The organism is Variovorax paradoxus B4 (assembly GCF_000463015.1).
Lineage (GTDB): Bacteria > Pseudomonadota > Gammaproteobacteria > Burkholderiales > Burkholderiaceae_C > Variovorax > Variovorax paradoxus_E.
The window spans coordinates 4,610,767-4,625,413 of the sequence record NC_022247.1 but is presented as its reverse complement, the minus strand read 5'-3'; the positions used below and the strand labels follow the sequence as shown (position 1 = coordinate 4,625,413).

The window sequence follows — 14,647 nt, the reverse complement described above, 5'->3', positions numbered from 1 at the left end:
GACTCGGCCCGGGAAAAGCGATCAGACGCCGCCGTGCGGATGGGTCGGGTCGACCCACAGCACCGATTCGGGTTTCTCCACCGGTTCGATGTCGAGGTTCACGGCCACCGCCTCGCCGTCGCTGCGGCACAGCACGCATTCGAGCGACTCGGTGGCGCTGGCGTTGATTTCCTGGTGCGGCACGTACGGCGGCACATAGATGAAGTCGCCCGGGCCAGCCTCGGCCGTGAACTCGAGCTTCTCGCCCCAGCGCATGCGGGCCCGGCCGCGCACCACGTAGATCACCGATTCGAGGTGCCCGTGGTGGTGGGCGCCGGTTTTGGCATCGGCATGGATGGTGACGGTGCCGGCCCAGAGCTTCTGCGCGCCGACGCGCGCAAAGTCGATGGCCGCGGCCCGGTTCATGCCGGGCGTCTGGGCCGTGTTGACGTCGAGCTGGTGGGCCGCGATCACGCGCACGCCATCGTGCTTCCAGGCCGGCGTAGCCTTGCCGTCATGCGCATGGCCGTCGGAATGACCGTCGTGGTCGTGGCTCATGGCGGGCACCGGGAATCAGGCCGGATTGCTGCCGCCCAGCACTTGCTGCAGCTCGCCCGACTCGTACATCTCCATCATGATGTCCGAGCCGCCGACGAATTCGCCCTTCACGTAGAGCTGGGGGATCGTGGGCCAGTTGCTGTATTCCTTGATGCCCTGGCGGATGCCGTCGTCTTCGAGAACGTTGACGGTCTTGAGCGTCCTGGTGTCGACGCCGACCGCCTTGAGGATCTGGATGGCGCGGCCGGAGAAGCCGCACATCGGAAAGCTCGCATTCCCTTTCATGAAGAGCACGAGGTCGTTGGTTTTGACGAGATCGTCGATGCGTTGCTGGGCGTCGGACATGGGGACTCCTGAAAAGTGGTCTGGGGGGATTATTTCACCGTGCGCCAGATCCCGCCGGAGCAGCGCTGGATGCCGGCAAGGTCATCGCGGCTTTGGACTTCGGCAAAACCGCGCGCTTCGAGCAGCTGGCGCACGGGCAGGGCCTGGTCGTGGCCGTGTTCGAGCAGCAGCCAGCCGCCATCTGCAAGATGGGCGGGGGCCTGCTGCACGATCTGGCGGATGTCGGCCAGCCCGTCGGGCCCGGCCACCAGCGCGGCCAAGGGCTCGTGCTGCAGCGCGGGCAGGTGCGGGTCGCCGGCTGCGATGTAGGGCGGATTGCTGGCAATGGCCGCGTAGCCACTGGCGGCCCCGTCCAGCCAATGGGCCTGGCGCAAACGCACCGGCAGGCCCAGGCGCTGCGCATTGGCCTGTGCGACGGCCAGCGCATCGGCACTGGCATCGACCGCGTCGACCTGCGCGTCGGGGCGTGCATGCTGCAGCGCCAGCGCGATGGCGCCGCTGCCGGTGCCCAGGTCGAGCACGCGCGGCGCCTTGCGGCCTTCGAGGCATTGCAGGGCCCAGTCGACCAGCGTTTCGGTGTCCGGGCGCGGCACCAGCACCCGCGCATCCACCTGCAGGCCGAGGCCGTGGAATTCCTTTTCGCCGAGCAGGTAGGCCACCGGCTCGCCCGCCAGCCGGCGCGACAGCTGCGCTGCGAGGGCGGACCACGCCGCATCGGAAATGGCGTCGGTGTCGTGCGCCAGCAGCCAGGCGCGGTCGTGCGGCGCGCGGCCCAGCGCATGCAGCAGCAGCAACTGGGCGTCGAGCCGGTCGACGCCCAGTGCCACGGCCGCGGCCAGCGCCTGGGCCACGGTGGATGGCGTGGTGGTCGCTGCTGTGGCCGTCATGCCGGCAGGCTCGATTCCAGCTCGGCCAGCTGCTCGGCCTCGCGCGCGGCGCGCAGCGCATCGAGCACGTCGCCAAGGTCGCCTTCCATGATGGCCTGCAGCTTGTAGAGCGTGAGGTTGATGCGGTGGTCGGTGAGCCGGCCCTGCGGGAAGTTGTAGGTGCGGATGCGGTCGGAGCGGTCGCCGCTGCCGATCAGCCCCTTGCGCATCGCCGCGTCCTTGGCCGCGCGCTCGCTGCGGTCCTTTTCCTGGATGCGCGCCGACAGCACCTGCAGCGCCTTGGCCTTGTTGCGGTGCTGGCTGCGGTCGTCCTGGCACTCGGCCACGATGCCGGTCGGAATGTGCGTGATGCGCACGGCCGAATCGGTCTTGTTGATGTGCTGGCCGCCCGCGCCGCTGGCGCGGTAGGTGTCGATGCGCAGGTCGGCCGGGTTGATCTGCACCGCCACGGTTTCGTCGGGCTCGGCCAGCACGGCCACCGTGCAGGCGCTGGTGTGGATGCGGCCCTGGGTCTCGGTGGCCGGCACACGCTGCACGCGGTGGCCACCGGATTCGAAGCGCAGGTGGCCGAACACCCCGGACCCGGAAGGGCCATTGCCGGCTTGGCCGACGATGCGCACGACCACTTCCTTGTAGCCGCCGAGCTCGCTCTCGCTCTCGCTCACCACTTCGCAGCGCCAGCCGGCGCGTTCGCAGTAGCGCATGTACATGCGCAGCAGGTCGCCCGCAAACAGCGCCGATTCGTCGCCGCCGGTGCCGGCGCGGATTTCGAGGAAGGCGTTGCGCGCGTCGTCCGGGTCCTTGGGCAGCAGCAGGCGCTGGAGCTCTTCCTCGAGCTGCGCGAGCTCGGCCTGCGCGGCGGCGATTTCTTCCCGGGCCATCTCGGCCATGTCGGGGTCGTCGAGCATCTCGGCCGCGCCGGCGATGTCGGCTTCGCGCTGCTTGTAGCGCTCGTAGCGGCCCGCGATCTGCGTGATCTCTGCATGCTCGCGCGAGATGGTGCGGTACTGCGCCATGTCGCTCATGATGTCTTCGCGCGAAAGCAGGAAGTCGAGTTCGCCGAGGCGCTGGGCGTAGCGTTCGAGTTGGTGGCGCAGAAAGGTCTTCACGGCGGAAAGGAGCTCGGAAAAATGGGGGAAGGGCGCCGCGGTGCTGCGGCAGGGCGCATGGGGCCGCGGCCGGCGGGGCCGGGCCGCTGGCGAGCGTCGCTAACGCTCTTTGCGCAGGAACAGGCGCGAGATGGTCTGCGCGGTGTGCTCGCGCGATTCGGCGTCGCCCGCGTGCAGTTCGGCCATGGCGCCGTGCAGCAACTTTTGCGTGAGTCCGCGCGACATGGCCTCGAGCACCGCATCGACCGGCTCGCCCCTGGCCAGCAGCTTGCGCGCGCGTGCCATTTCGGCGGCGCGCCATTCGTCGGCCTGGGCATTGAGCTGCTGGATCAGCGGCACGGTGCCGCGCTGGCCCAGCCAGTGCATGAAGCTCTGCACGCCGGCGTCGATGATGACCTCGGCCTGCGCCACGGCCGCCTGGCGGTTGGCCTGGCCCTGCTGCACCACCTGGGCGAGGTCGTCGACGGTGTAGAGGTAGATGTCCTCGAGCGCCTTCACTTCGGGCTCGATGTCGCGCGGCACGGCCAGGTCGACCATGAACATCGGACGGTGCTTGCGCGCCTTGAGTGCGCGCTCGACGGCGCCCAGGCCGATGATCGGCAGCGTGCTGGCGGTGCAGCTCACCACGATGTCGAACTCGGCCAGCCGGTTCGGCAGGTCGGCCAGCCGCATCGCCTCGCCGCCGAAGCGCGAGGCCAGCTTTTCGCCGCGCTCGAGCGTGCGGTTGGCAATGGCGATGGCCTTCGGGTCCTTGGCCGCGAAATGCGTGGCGGCCAGGTCGATCATCTCGCCCGCGCCGACGAACAGCACGCGCGTCTGGTACAGGTCTTCGAACAGCTGGCCGGCCAGCCGGACGGCCGCCGCGGCCATGCTGATGGAGTGCGCGCCGATCTCGGTGGCGGTGCGCACTTCCTTCGCCACCGCGAAGGAGCGCTGGAACAACTGGTTGAGCGTGCTGCCGAGCGCGCCAACGGTTTCGGCCGCGCGCACGGCGTCTTTCATCTGGCCGAGGATCTGGGCCTCGCCGAGCACCATGGAATCGAGTCCGCTGGCCACGCGGAAGACATGGCGCGCCGCCTCGTCGTCCTGCAGCGCATACGCATGCGAGCGCAGCAGCGCCGGTGCGACGCCGCCGCTCTCGGCCAGCCAGCCGACCGTGTGGTCGAGCGCGGCATGCTCGGCGGCGCAGTAGATCTCGGTGCGGTTGCAAGTGGAGATGATCGCGGCTTCGACCTGCGGATGGCGTCCGGTGGCGAACGAGCTGCGCAGGCTCTGCAGCGTGGGTGCCAGCTGATCGAGCGCGAACGCGAAACGACCGCGCAGATCGAGTGGCGCGGTCGTGTGGTTCAAGCCCAGTGTCCAGACTGACATATGCACTGATTATAAAATCAGCAGGAGCCGTGCGGCTGCCGAGGGGCTTGGCCGCATGCAACTCGAGAACACAAGGGCGCCGCGAGCGCCCTTGCTTTTGTCCGGCGGCCTTCGATACCCCATTCCTACCCCATGTCCCTGCTGGATCTCCTCAATCACCTGCTGAACTTCGTGGCGCCGGCGCTGGCCGTCGGCTTCCTGTGCGCGCTCATGGGCCGGGTCTTCCGGCGAAAGGCCGGCGCGCCCGCATGGTGGGCCCAGGGCGCCATCAATTCAGGCGTGGGGGCGCTGGTGCTACTGGGCGGCGTGGTCTTTCTGGGCCGCGACGGCGCGATGGCCACCTACGCGGCGCTTGTGCTCGCATGCGGTACAAGTCAATGGCTGGTCTCGGACGGCTGGCGAAAGTAGATTCTCCCGGCAAAGACATGCGATGATGTTGCGTGTCCAGATGTTACTGGCTGTTAATATATGAATCTCATCTGGTAAATATTCACATTTAGAAAGAGGAAAGAGTTGCAGGCAGCCGCTTTGAGCCAGTATGCGGCAAGGCAGCCCATGGACGGTACAGATGTATTTGCATCCTCTTATAGCCAGCGTTCCCCAGGATGAGCGCGCAGCCTTCGTCCAGCGCATCGAACTTCGGTCCTACCGGCGCAACGAAGTCGTGCTGGCGGCGGACGAGTGGTCCGACCGCATCTACTGCGTGGCCACCGGCCTGCTGCGGGTGGTGGTGCAGGGGAGCGGGGACAGCGGCGACGTCACGACCGATTTCATCCGGCAGGACGACTTCTTCCTGAACTCCGCCCTGATCGAGGAGCGCTACCAGGCCGGCGCGACACTGGTTGCAGCATTGCCCACCTCCCTGTATCTGGTGCCCACGATGGAATTCCGGTCGCTGTGCGACCGCTATCCGGCGGTGACGATGGGCCTGCTCGACGTGGTGATGAAGCGCACCACGGTGCTGCGCAGGCAGATCCGGCAGATTTCATCGGCCTCGTCCGAGCGGCTCATCAGCCGCATCCTGCACGAACTCACCGTTCTGGCCCCGGGCACCGACGGCGGCTACGACAAGCGCATCACCCAGTCGGTCATCGCCTCCTATTCGGGGCTTTCCAGGATGCAGGTCAACAAGACCATGCGGGACCTGGAACGCCGCGGCCTGGTCAGGAGGGACGAGCACGGGGTCTATGTTCCGCCGCACTTCGCGTCGTCGGATTTCCAGGAGCTTCCGCCTGGCGAGCCGAGCCCTGCCGCCAAGGACTCCGGGGAGGTGAATCCGTCGTTCTTCTCGGAGCTGTTCGAGGCGCCGCCCAAGTCGGGCAAGTCCCGCAAGTAAGGCCTAGTAACCCACCGCCAGCCGCGTTCCCGCAGCGCTGGCGGCCTTGCGGATGCCGTCCGGCCCGTAGAAGGGCTGCGCGCCGGCCTGCAGGTAGTGCAATGCGTTCTGCGTGAAGTCGAGCTGGCTGTACACCATCGACCCATTGCGCCGGTTGCAGGCCTTGGCCTGCTGCGCAAGCTCGACCAGCGCCGTCCAGGCGGCGAGCGAGGCCTCGCCGTCCGCCGCGGCGGCGGCATCGGCACCCGCGCGACCGGGCTCGAAACCCCGTGCCACCTGGGCCGATTCGCGCGCCTGGTCGAGTGCCGCCATGCGGTCCAGCAGGCCGGCCTTGCGCTCGGTGAGCGAGGGCAGGTCGGCGAAGAGGCCGTTCTTCATGGCCTGCGCTTCCTGCTCCAGCACCGACAGGAATTCCTCGACACAGGTTTTTTCGGCCAACAGGTGAACCAGCATGGTGTTCAGAGCTTTCCGTTTTCGTGGAGCAGTTCGCGCACGCTGGCGAGCAGGCCGCGGGCGATCCGGTCGGGGTGGATTTCGTAGCGCCCGGCCCGGATGTCCTCGCGGATCGAGGCAACGCGCGCTGCATCGAAATCGGAGTTGGGCGCCTCGGGCAGCGAATGCACCTGCCCCGACGAGAGCTGCACCGGGTTCCTGCCGCCCTGGACGGCATCGGCGCCGCTGGCGGGCGAGGACGATGCGCCCTTGTTCGTTCGGGGGAGCGGTGTGGCCGAAGGGGCGAATGGATCGATTTTCAAGATGGTTCCTCAAAGGGCTGCCTGATGTATCGGCAGTTCGGGCCAGAACTTTAGGGCAGTGTGCATCGCGCCATGAATGCGGCCATTGTGGCTACTGCGGCAGGCGGATCTGCCCTTCCTCGTCGGCAACGCCGCTGACCATGCGGCCGTCCACGGTCTTCGCCCGCACGGTCGCGCCCGCGCTGGCGCTGGCCATCGCGCGGGCTTCGGTGCTGACGACGTAGCCCGGACCTTCGGCAACGACCTTGATGGTCTGGCCTTGCTGGATCACGGCCACGCCGCGCATCAGTTCGCGCCTGAGCGGCGCGCCGGACGCAATGCGGTTGGCGGCCACGACGCCCTGCAGCTCGGCGGCGTCGGTCACGACCGAGCGCGGCAGGGCCGTGAGATCGCCGTCGCGGGCGATGAAATCGCCCGTGCCCAAGGCCTGGCCGGTATCGATGTTGCGCGCGGCCACGAAGTAGCGCCCCTCGACCGCCACGTGGGCCAGCACGAAGCGGGTCCAGGGCTTCAGTTCCGAATGGCAGCGCAGGCCGACCGACACCCGGCCCCACGCCGCGGCGCCGCGAGGCAGGAAAGGCTCGAGTGCATCGCAAGCGGGCAGCGGGCCCGATGCCGGAGCCTCGACGCGAATGCTGACCTTGCCGGGCAGTCCGGCGGTCTGGGCCTGCAGCAGCCTGTCGACGGCGGCGCGCGCATCGCCCGCGAGCGGCGCTGCGGACACGGACATTGCCGCGCCCAACCCTGCTGCCAGGGCAGGCAGCACGAGCTTCAGGCGGCGCGGGCGATAAGGTTTTTTTTCCATCATGGGTGCCCGGCAATTCTAGGAAGGCGCACCCGATCCGAAGATTCGAAGTGCACGCCAAATGCCCCTTTGTTCGGGCCATTGCGAACGCAGTGCATGCATAGACTCGCTTTCCATCTGTCGCCATGCCCCGCAAGGGACGCGACGCCTCGAAAGATGGAAACACATGATCGACAAGCTGGATGCGGCGCTTCGCTTCAACCGCGAAGCACTGAACCTTCGGGCGCAGCGCCAGGAAGTGCTGGCGGCCAACATCGCCCACGCCGACACGCCCAACTACAAGGCGCGTGACTTCGATTTCGCGAGCCGCCTGACGCAGGCGGTCGAGCACGGCCGCGCATCGCAGCCGGTGCAGATGGCCGCCACGTCGTCGCGCCACATCCAGGCCGACGCGCCGCCGTCGATGCCCGAGCGCGACCTGCTGTACCGCGTGCCGAGCCAGTCGAGCATCGACGGCAACACCGTCGAGATGGATGCCGAGCGCATCAACTTCGCCGACAACGCGCTGCGCTACGAAGCCAACCTCACGGTGGTCAGCGCCAAGATCAAGTCGCTGCTCTCCGCCGCGCAATAAGCACAGAGGAGCCACGCATGCCCCATCCCAGCGCTTCCATGAACATCTTCAGCGTGGCGGGCTCCGCCATGGCCGCGCAGTCGCAGCGCATGAACGTGACGGCGAGCAACCTCGCCAACGCCGAGAGCGTTGCCGGCCCCGACGGCAAGCCCTACCGTGCCAAGCAGGTGGTCTTCGAAGTGGCCGCCTCTGGCCAGCAGGACATCGGCGGCGTGAAGGTTGCCGGGGTCATCGAGGACCCCTCGCCGCTGAAGATGGTCTTCGACCCGAGGAGCCCGCATGCCGACGCCAAGGGCTACGTGGCAATGCCCAACGTCAACGTGGTCGAAGAGATGACCAACATGATTTCCGCCTCGCGCAGCTACCAGGCCAACGTCGAGGTGCTGAACACTGCCAAGACCCTGATGGTCAAGACGCTGAGCATCGGCCAGTAACCCCCACACCCGCAACAAGAACCATGGCCATCTCCGACACCTCCTCCATCTCCGGGCTCAACGCAGCCACGGCCGCATCGAGCGGCAGCAACGTCTCGCAGGCGGACAGCGAGCAGCGCTTTCTCAAGCTGCTGGTGACGCAGCTCAACAACCAGGATCCGCTCAACCCGATGGAGAACGCCGAGCTCACGTCCCAGCTCGCGCAGATGAGCACCGTGAGCGGCATCGAGCGGCTCAACACCGCACTCAGCGGACTGGTGAACCAGACCGGCGCCAACCAGGTGCTGCAGGCGGCATCGCTCATCGGCTACAACGTGCTGTCGCCGGGCAACGCCTTGAGCACCACGGAGCCCAAGGCCGGCGAGGAGCCGGCGGCCGTGTCCTTCGCCGTGCAGTTGCCGGCTACCGCCGGCACCGTCGAAGTGGAGATCGTCAACGCCGCGGGCAACACGGTGCGCACGCTCTCGCTCGGTTCGATGACCGAAGGCGTCAACGCCGTCACCTGGGACGGCAAGGCCGACGACGGCACCGCAGCCGCACCGGGCACCTACAGCTTCACCGTCTCCGCCACCAACAACGGCACCTCCGTGGAGGCGACCTCGCTCGTCTTCTCGCAGGTGGCCGCCGTCAAGCAGGGCGCCAGCGGCGTCACGCTCGAACTGATGTCGGGCCAGAGCATCGGCCTGGCCGACGTGCGCATGTTCCTCTGAGCAGCTATCGCGTGTCTTCCTCATCGGCAGTGGCCCGCGCGCCGCAGGCCATTTCTTCTTCATTGCACTGAAACAAGGATTCGATCATGGGCTTTTCCCAAGGCATCAGCGGCCTGTCCGCGGCCGCCGCCAACCTGGACGTCATCGGCAACAACATCGCGAACTCCGGCACGGTCGGCTTCAAGTCGGGCGCGGCGACCTTCCAGGACGTGTACGCCGGCTCGCGCGTCGGCCTGGGCGTTGCGGTGTCGGGCATCGTGCAGAACTTCACGCAGGGCTCGGTGCAGACCAGCAGCCGGCCGCTGGACGTGGCGATCCTCAACGGCGACGGCTTCTTTCGCCTCAGCAGCCCGAGCGGCGAGGTGATGTATTCGCGCAATGGCCAGTTCACGCGCGACAAGGACGGCTTCATCGTCAACGCCGCCGGCCTGCGCCTGACGGGCTACGGCGTCTCCGCGACGGGCGGCCTCGATGGCGGCACGCCGGGCCCGCTGCAGGTCCAGACCACGGCCATGAGCCCGAAGGCGACCACCGCCATCAACGCCACCTTCAATCTGGACGCGCGCGGCACGGTGCCGACCAAGACGCCGTTCTCTCCGACCGATTCGGACACCTTCAACTATTCGAACGCGCTCGGCCCGATCTTCGATTCGCTCGGCAATCCGCACGAGCTCGGCGTCTTCTTCGTGAAGACCGGCGCCAACGCCTGGGACGTGTACGGCGCCGCCGACGGCACCGCACTCAATGGCGGTGCAGCGATCTCGACGATGAGCTTCGACGGCAACGGCAACCTGCTCACGCCGACCGGCGGCAAGCTGACGCTGCCGGCCATGAACTTCACCAACGGCTCGGTGGCGCTCAACGCCACGGTCGACCTCTCCGGCACCACGCAGTTCGGCAACGTCAACGAAATCAAGACGCTCAAGCAGGACGGCTACACCTCCGGCACGCTCACCTCGTTCTCGATCAACCCCGACGGCACCATCACCGGCAAGTTCTCCAACGAACAGACGACGCTGATGGGCCAGGTGGTGCTGACTTCCTTCGCCAACCCCAACGGCCTGGAGCCGATGGGCGAGAACGTCTGGGGCGAAACGCTGGCCTCGGGCCAGCCGCTCACCGGCACGCCGGGCGCGGGCACCAAGCAGGGCTCGCTTGCCTCGGGCGCGCTGGAAGCGTCGAACGTCGACCTGACCTCCGAGCTCGTCAACCTGATCGTCGCGCAGCGCAGCTACCAGGCCAATGCGCAGACGGTGAAGACGCAGGATCAGGTCGTCCAGACCCTGATCAACATCCGCTGAGCCGCCCATGGACCGCATGCTGTATGTCGCGATGAGCGGCGCCAAGCAGGCCATGGAGCAGCAGGCCTCCGTCGCCAACAACATGGCGAACGCCTCCACGCCCGGGTTCCGCGCGCAGATCAACAGCTTTCGCGCGGTGCCGGTGGCCGGCGGCGCCGAGGCGCCGACGCGCGCCTACGTGGTCGCCACCACGCCCGGCGCCGACTTCAGCCACGGTCCGCTCACGGAAACCGGCCGCGCGCTCGATGTCGCCATTCACGGCGACGGCTGGCTTGCGGTGCAGACGCCCGACGGCGGCGAGGCCTACACCCGCGTCGGCAACCTGCAGGTAAACGCCGAGGGGCAGCTCACGACCATGGGCTCGCTGCCCGTGGCCGGCGATGCCGGCGCACTGGTGGTGCCGCCCGGCTCCACCGTCGCCATCGCTGCCAACGGCCTCGTCACCGCGCGCGGGGCCGGCGACCCGGCCATCGGCATTGCCGAGGTGGGCCGCCTGAAGCTGGTCAATCCACCCGTGGCCGACCTGGTGCGCGGCGCCGACGGCCTCTTTCGCATGCGCGAGGGCCTCGCGCCCGCCGAGCCCGATGCGGCCGTGACCGTGACCACCGGCGCGGTCGAGGGCAGCAACGTCAACGGCGTCGAGGCCATGGTGGCCATGATCGCCAACGCCCGCAGCTTCGAGATGCAGATGAAGTCGATGCGCAGCGCGGACGAGAACGCGCAGTCGGCCAACAAGCTGCTGGCGTACGGCTGAGCCAGCGCCCCACCACCCCACTTCCCAAGGATTTTTCGCCATGATGCGCTCGCTCTACATCGCCAAGACCGGCCTCGATGCACAACAGACCCAACTCGACGTGGTGTCGAACAACCTCGCCAACGTCGGCACCACGGGCTTCAAGCGAAGCCGCGCCGTGTTCGAGGACCTGATGTATCAGAACCTGCGCCAGGTCGGCGGCCAGACCTCGGACCAGACCCGGCTGCCTTCGGGCCTGCAGGTGGGCACCGGCGTGCACGTGGTCGCCACCGAGCGCATCCACTCGCAGGGCAACCTCACCAAGACCGACAAGCCGACGGACGTGGCCATCAACGGCGGCGGCTTCTTCCAGGTGCTGATGCCCGACGGCACCACCTCGTACACGCGCGACGGCTCGTTCCAGACCGACCGCGACGGCCAGCTCGTCACGGCCAGCGGCTTCCCGGTGCAGCCGGCCATCACGCTGCCCGCGAACGCCACCAGCCTGACCGTCGGCCGCGACGGCATCGTGTCGATCACGCAGGCAGGGCAGACCAACACGGTGCAGGTCGGGCAGCTGCAGCTGGCCACCTTCCTGAACCCGGCCGGCCTGCAGAGCAAGGGCGAGAACCTCTATGCGGAGACCGATGCCTCCGGCGCGCCGAACCAGGTGAACCCGGGCGTCGACGGCGCCGGCATCCTGAGCCAGGGCTACGTGGAGGCATCGAACGTCAACGTGGTCGAAGAGCTGGTCAACATGATCGCCACGCAGCGCGCCTACGAGATCAACAGCAAGGCGGTCCAAACCTCGGACCAGATGCTGCAGCGCTTAGCTCAGCTATGAACACCTCCAGGCTGCGCTTGGTGCTGTCGGTCGCTGCCGTGCTGGCCTCGGGTTGCGCGCAGGTTCCGCGGGAGCCGCTGGTGCATCAGCCGATGACGGCGCGGGCGGAGAACATGGCTTCGATGCCGCGGCGCGCGAACGGCGCGATCTTCCAGGACGGTCCCGGCGGCAGCGCGCTGTTCGAAGACCGCCGGCCGCGCAACGTGGGCGACATCCTGACCATCGTCATCAGCGAGCGGGTCAATGCGAGCAAGAACTCGGGTGCATCGGCGAGCCGCACGGGAAGCCTGGCCGCGGACTTTGCCGGCATTCCGAAGCTGCTGGGCTCGCTGCTCGACGGGCAGGACGCGAAGCTGTCGGGCGGCAACAAGCTCGACGCCAAGGGCGGCGCAAACGCCAACAACACCTTCAACGGCGTGATCACGGTCACGGTGGTGGACGTGATGCGCAACGGCAACCTGCTGGTCAGCGGCGAGAAGCAGATGGGCATCAACCAGGGCACCGAATACATCCGGTTCTCGGGCGTGGTGAACCCGCGCACGGTCTCGGGCAGCAACACCGTGCCGTCGACGCTGGTGGCCGATGCGCGCATCGAATACACGGCCAAGGGCTACATCGACGAGGCGCAGCACATGGGATGGATGCAGCGCTTCTTCCTCAACGTCATGCCGTTCTAGCCATGGCACACCCCCAGTCTTCGCGCACTTCGTGTCGCTACGCCAACCCCCTCGCCGGGGGCGACGCCAGCGGCCCGGCAAAGCCGGTTCCGCGGCGTCCTGCGAAAGGGAATACCACCATGAATTTCTTCCGCAATGTGCGTTCATTGATCGGCCTTGGCGCACTCTGCGCGGCCGCGTGGGCCACGCCTGCACAAGCCGAGCGGCTGAAGGAGCTCGCGAGCATCCAGGGCGTGCGCGACAACCCGCTGATCGGCTACGGCCTCATGGTCGGGCTCGACGGCACGGGCGACCAGACGATGCAGACGCCGTTCACCACGCAGAGCCTGAACAACATGCTGCAGCAGTTGGGCATCACGATTCCGCAGGGCGTGAACATGCAGCTGAAGAACGTGGCGGCGGTGATGGTCACGGCCACGTTGCCTTCGTTCGCGCGGCCGGGCCAGAACATCGACGTGACGGTGTCCTCGATGGGCAATGCCAAGAGCCTGCGCGGCGGCACGCTGCTGATGACGCCGCTCAAGGGCGTCGACGGGCAGGTCTATGCGATCGCGCAGGGCAACATGGTGGTCGGCGGCGCGGGTGCGTCGGCCAACGGCAGCAAGGCGCAGGTCAACCAGCTCAGCTCGGGCCGCATTCCGGCCGGCGCGCTGGTGGAGCGCGGCGTCGAGGCGCCGGTGGGCGGCGAGAGCACCTTCACGCTCGAACTCAACCGCTCCGATTTCGGCACGGTGCAGCAGGCGGCCGACGCCATCAACCGGCAGTTCGGCCCGGGCACCGCGCAGGCGCTCGACGCCCGCGTGATCCAGGTGCGGGCGCCCGCGCCGCAGGAACGCGTGGGCTTTCTCGCGCGGCTGGAAAGCCTCGAAGTCACGCCGACGCAGGCGGTCGCCCGCGTGGTCGTCAATGCGCGCACCGGCTCCGTGGTCATGAACCAGGCCGTGCGCGTGAACGACTGCGCGGTGGCGCACGGCAACCTGTCCGTGGTCATCAACACCGAGCCCGTGGTGAGCCAGCCCAACGCATTTTCCGGCGGCTCCACCGTGGTCGGGCAGACCTCGCAGATCTCGATCAACCAGGGCGGCGGCGCCCTGCAGATGGTGCGCGGCGGCGCTTCGCTGGCCGACGTGATCAAGGGCCTGAACAGCCTGGGTGCCAATCCGCAGGACCTGGTGTCGATCCTGCAGGCCATGAAATCCGCCGGCGCGCTGCGCGCCGAGCTCGAAATCATCTGAGCAGCGGCATGGCCATCACCGAAAGCAGAAGCGGCGCGCTGGACCAGCGCCTTGCACTCGACGTGCAGAGCGTCGATGCCTTGCGGCACACCGTGCGCACCTCGCCCCAAGAGGGCCTGAAGCAGGTGTCGCGCCAGTTCGAGGCGCTGTTCATGAACATGGTGCTCAAGAGCATGCGCGAGGCCACGCCGTCGAGCGGGCTGCTCGAGAACCGCGACGAGAAGGTCTACATGTCGATGCTCGACCAGCAGCTCGCGCAAAACCTTTCGGGGCGCGGCGTGGGCCTGGCCGAGGCGATGCTCGCGCAGCTCAGCCGCGCTGCGCCCTCGGGCGAAACGGACGGCAGCGGCAGCGAAGGCATGTCGCTCGCGCCCCGCGTGGGCATTCCGCTCACGCCGCAGTCGGGCATTCCGCTCGGCTCGGCGCCATTGCAGTCCGCGCCGCCCCGGCCGGCGGCCGCATCGGTGGATCTGGGCATCTACCAGCGCAACAGCGACCGCCCGGCCTCGGGCGCCGTGGCATCGCTGCAGGGCAACGTCGACAGTTTCGTGCAGCGCATGGGCGGCTCCGCGCAGGTGGCGAGTGCGGCCAGCGGCGTGCCCGCGCCGCTGATCCTTGCGCAGGCCGCGCTCGAATCGGGCTGGGGCAAGCGCGAGATCCGCGCCGACGACGGCACCCAGAGCTTCAACCTGTTCGGCATCAAGGCCGACCGCAGCTGGAAGGGGCCGGTGGTGGAGACCACCACGACCGAATACGTCGACGGAGAACCGCAGCGTGTGCGCGCGAAGTTCCGGGCCTACGGCTCCTACGACGAGGCCTTCACCGACTACGCCCGGTTCATCACGCGCAACCCCCGCTACGCCAACGTGCTGGCCGCCGACACACCGGCCGAGGCCGCGCACGGCCTGCAGAAGGCCGGGTACGCAACCGATCCGCAGTACGGGCAGAAGCTCGTTCGCATCATGCAGAAGTTCAGCTGAAGGAATTTATATGG

The 14,647-nt window shown here is 67.9% G+C and carries 19 protein-coding genes; 11 read left to right on the top strand and 8 right to left on the bottom strand.

The window, feature by feature from the left end:
• Window positions 1-21: 21 nt before the first annotated feature.
• From VAPA_RS21575 to hemA, 5 genes are all read right to left on the bottom strand, one after another.
• The gene (locus VAPA_RS21575) at window positions 22-537 is read right to left on the bottom strand and encodes a cupin domain-containing protein (protein ID WP_021008888.1); all 516 of its coding nucleotides are present in this window, start codon (window positions 535-537) and stop codon (window positions 22-24) included.
• A 15-nt stretch (window positions 538-552) separates the two neighbouring features.
• A complete protein-coding gene (gene grxD / locus VAPA_RS21570) occupies window positions 553-882 on the bottom strand; it encodes a Grx4 family monothiol glutaredoxin (RefSeq protein WP_021008887.1) in 330 nt (109 codons plus the stop codon).
• Between the two features lie 29 nt (window positions 883-911).
• Window positions 912-1,769, bottom strand: a complete 858-nt coding sequence (gene prmC, locus VAPA_RS21565; RefSeq protein WP_021008886.1) for a peptide chain release factor N(5)-glutamine methyltransferase — start codon at window positions 1,767-1,769, stop codon at window positions 912-914.
• Window positions 1,766-2,878 carry a peptide chain release factor 1 gene (prfA, locus tag VAPA_RS21560; RefSeq protein WP_021008885.1) on the bottom strand — a complete coding sequence of 371 codons (1,113 nt, stop codon included), beginning with the start codon at window positions 2,876-2,878 and terminating at the stop codon, window positions 1,766-1,768. Before prfA ends, prmC begins: the two co-directional genes overlap by 4 nt.
• Before the next feature lie 99 nt (window positions 2,879-2,977).
• A complete protein-coding gene (hemA, locus tag VAPA_RS21555) occupies window positions 2,978-4,249 on the bottom strand; it encodes a glutamyl-tRNA reductase (RefSeq protein WP_021008884.1) in 1,272 nt (423 codons plus the stop codon).
• A 132-nt stretch (window positions 4,250-4,381) separates the two neighbouring features.
• Between hemA and VAPA_RS21550 the strand changes: the two genes are divergently transcribed.
• Window positions 4,382-4,657, top strand: a complete 276-nt coding sequence (locus VAPA_RS21550) for a hypothetical protein (RefSeq protein ID WP_021008883.1) — start codon at window positions 4,382-4,384, stop codon at window positions 4,655-4,657.
• A gap of 160 nt (window positions 4,658-4,817) precedes the next feature.
• The gene (locus VAPA_RS21545) at window positions 4,818-5,585 is read left to right on the top strand and encodes a Crp/Fnr family transcriptional regulator (protein ID WP_021008882.1); all 768 of its coding nucleotides are present in this window, start codon (window positions 4,818-4,820) and stop codon (window positions 5,583-5,585) included.
• 3 nt (window positions 5,586-5,588) lie between these two features.
• Here the strand turns inward: VAPA_RS21545 and VAPA_RS21540 are convergent, their stop codons facing one another.
• The 3 genes from VAPA_RS21540 to flgA form a co-directional block, all read right to left on the bottom strand.
• Window positions 5,589-6,038, bottom strand: a complete 450-nt coding sequence (locus VAPA_RS21540; RefSeq protein WP_021008881.1) for a flagella synthesis protein FlgN — start codon at window positions 6,036-6,038, stop codon at window positions 5,589-5,591.
• A gap of 5 nt (window positions 6,039-6,043) precedes the next feature.
• Complete coding sequence (gene flgM, locus VAPA_RS21535) at window positions 6,044-6,340, bottom strand: flagellar biosynthesis anti-sigma factor FlgM (RefSeq protein WP_021008880.1); 297 nt, start codon at window positions 6,338-6,340, stop codon at window positions 6,044-6,046.
• 91 nt (window positions 6,341-6,431) lie between these two features.
• Complete coding sequence (flgA, locus tag VAPA_RS21530) at window positions 6,432-7,148, bottom strand: flagellar basal body P-ring formation chaperone FlgA (RefSeq protein WP_230558904.1); 717 nt, start codon at window positions 7,146-7,148, stop codon at window positions 6,432-6,434.
• A 163-nt stretch (window positions 7,149-7,311) separates the two neighbouring features.
• On the opposite strand from flgA, the gene flgB reads away from it, so the two are divergent.
• The 9 genes from flgB to flgJ all read left to right on the top strand — a co-directional run bounded on the left by flgB (window position 7,312) and on the right by flgJ (window position 14,633).
• On the top strand, window positions 7,312-7,719 hold the full coding sequence (flgB, locus tag VAPA_RS21525) for a flagellar basal body rod protein FlgB (protein WP_021008878.1): 408 nt from the start codon (window positions 7,312-7,314) through the stop codon (window positions 7,717-7,719).
• Between the two features lie 17 nt (window positions 7,720-7,736).
• Complete coding sequence (gene flgC, locus VAPA_RS21520) at window positions 7,737-8,153, top strand: flagellar basal body rod protein FlgC (RefSeq protein WP_021008877.1); 417 nt, start codon at window positions 7,737-7,739, stop codon at window positions 8,151-8,153.
• Between the two features lie 23 nt (window positions 8,154-8,176).
• Window positions 8,177-8,863 (top strand): flagellar hook assembly protein FlgD, encoded by a 687-nt coding sequence (locus VAPA_RS21515; RefSeq protein ID WP_021008876.1) that lies wholly within the window; start codon window positions 8,177-8,179, stop codon window positions 8,861-8,863.
• Between the two features lie 86 nt (window positions 8,864-8,949).
• Complete coding sequence (gene flgE, locus VAPA_RS21510; RefSeq protein ID WP_021008875.1) at window positions 8,950-10,164, top strand: flagellar hook protein FlgE; 1,215 nt, start codon at window positions 8,950-8,952, stop codon at window positions 10,162-10,164.
• A gap of 7 nt (window positions 10,165-10,171) precedes the next feature.
• Window positions 10,172-10,918: a flagellar basal body rod protein FlgF gene (locus VAPA_RS21505; RefSeq protein ID WP_021008874.1), complete on the top strand. Its 747-nt coding sequence runs from the start codon at window positions 10,172-10,174 to the stop codon at window positions 10,916-10,918.
• Window positions 10,919-10,958: 40 nt separating this feature from the next.
• Entirely contained in the window at window positions 10,959-11,741 is a 783-nt protein-coding gene (gene flgG, locus VAPA_RS21500) for a flagellar basal-body rod protein FlgG (RefSeq protein WP_021008873.1), read from the top strand.
• Window positions 11,738-12,418 carry a flagellar basal body L-ring protein FlgH gene (locus VAPA_RS21495; protein WP_021008872.1) on the top strand — a complete coding sequence of 227 codons (681 nt, stop codon included), beginning with the start codon at window positions 11,738-11,740 and terminating at the stop codon, window positions 12,416-12,418. The genes flgG and VAPA_RS21495 overlap by 4 nt, the downstream gene beginning before the upstream one ends.
• A gap of 119 nt (window positions 12,419-12,537) precedes the next feature.
• Entirely contained in the window at window positions 12,538-13,653 is a 1,116-nt protein-coding gene (locus VAPA_RS21490; protein WP_021008871.1) for a flagellar basal body P-ring protein FlgI, read from the top strand.
• An 8-nt stretch (window positions 13,654-13,661) separates the two neighbouring features.
• Entirely contained in the window at window positions 13,662-14,633 is a 972-nt protein-coding gene (flgJ, locus tag VAPA_RS21485) for a flagellar assembly peptidoglycan hydrolase FlgJ (protein ID WP_021008870.1), read from the top strand.
• Window positions 14,634-14,647 lie beyond the last annotated feature (14 nt).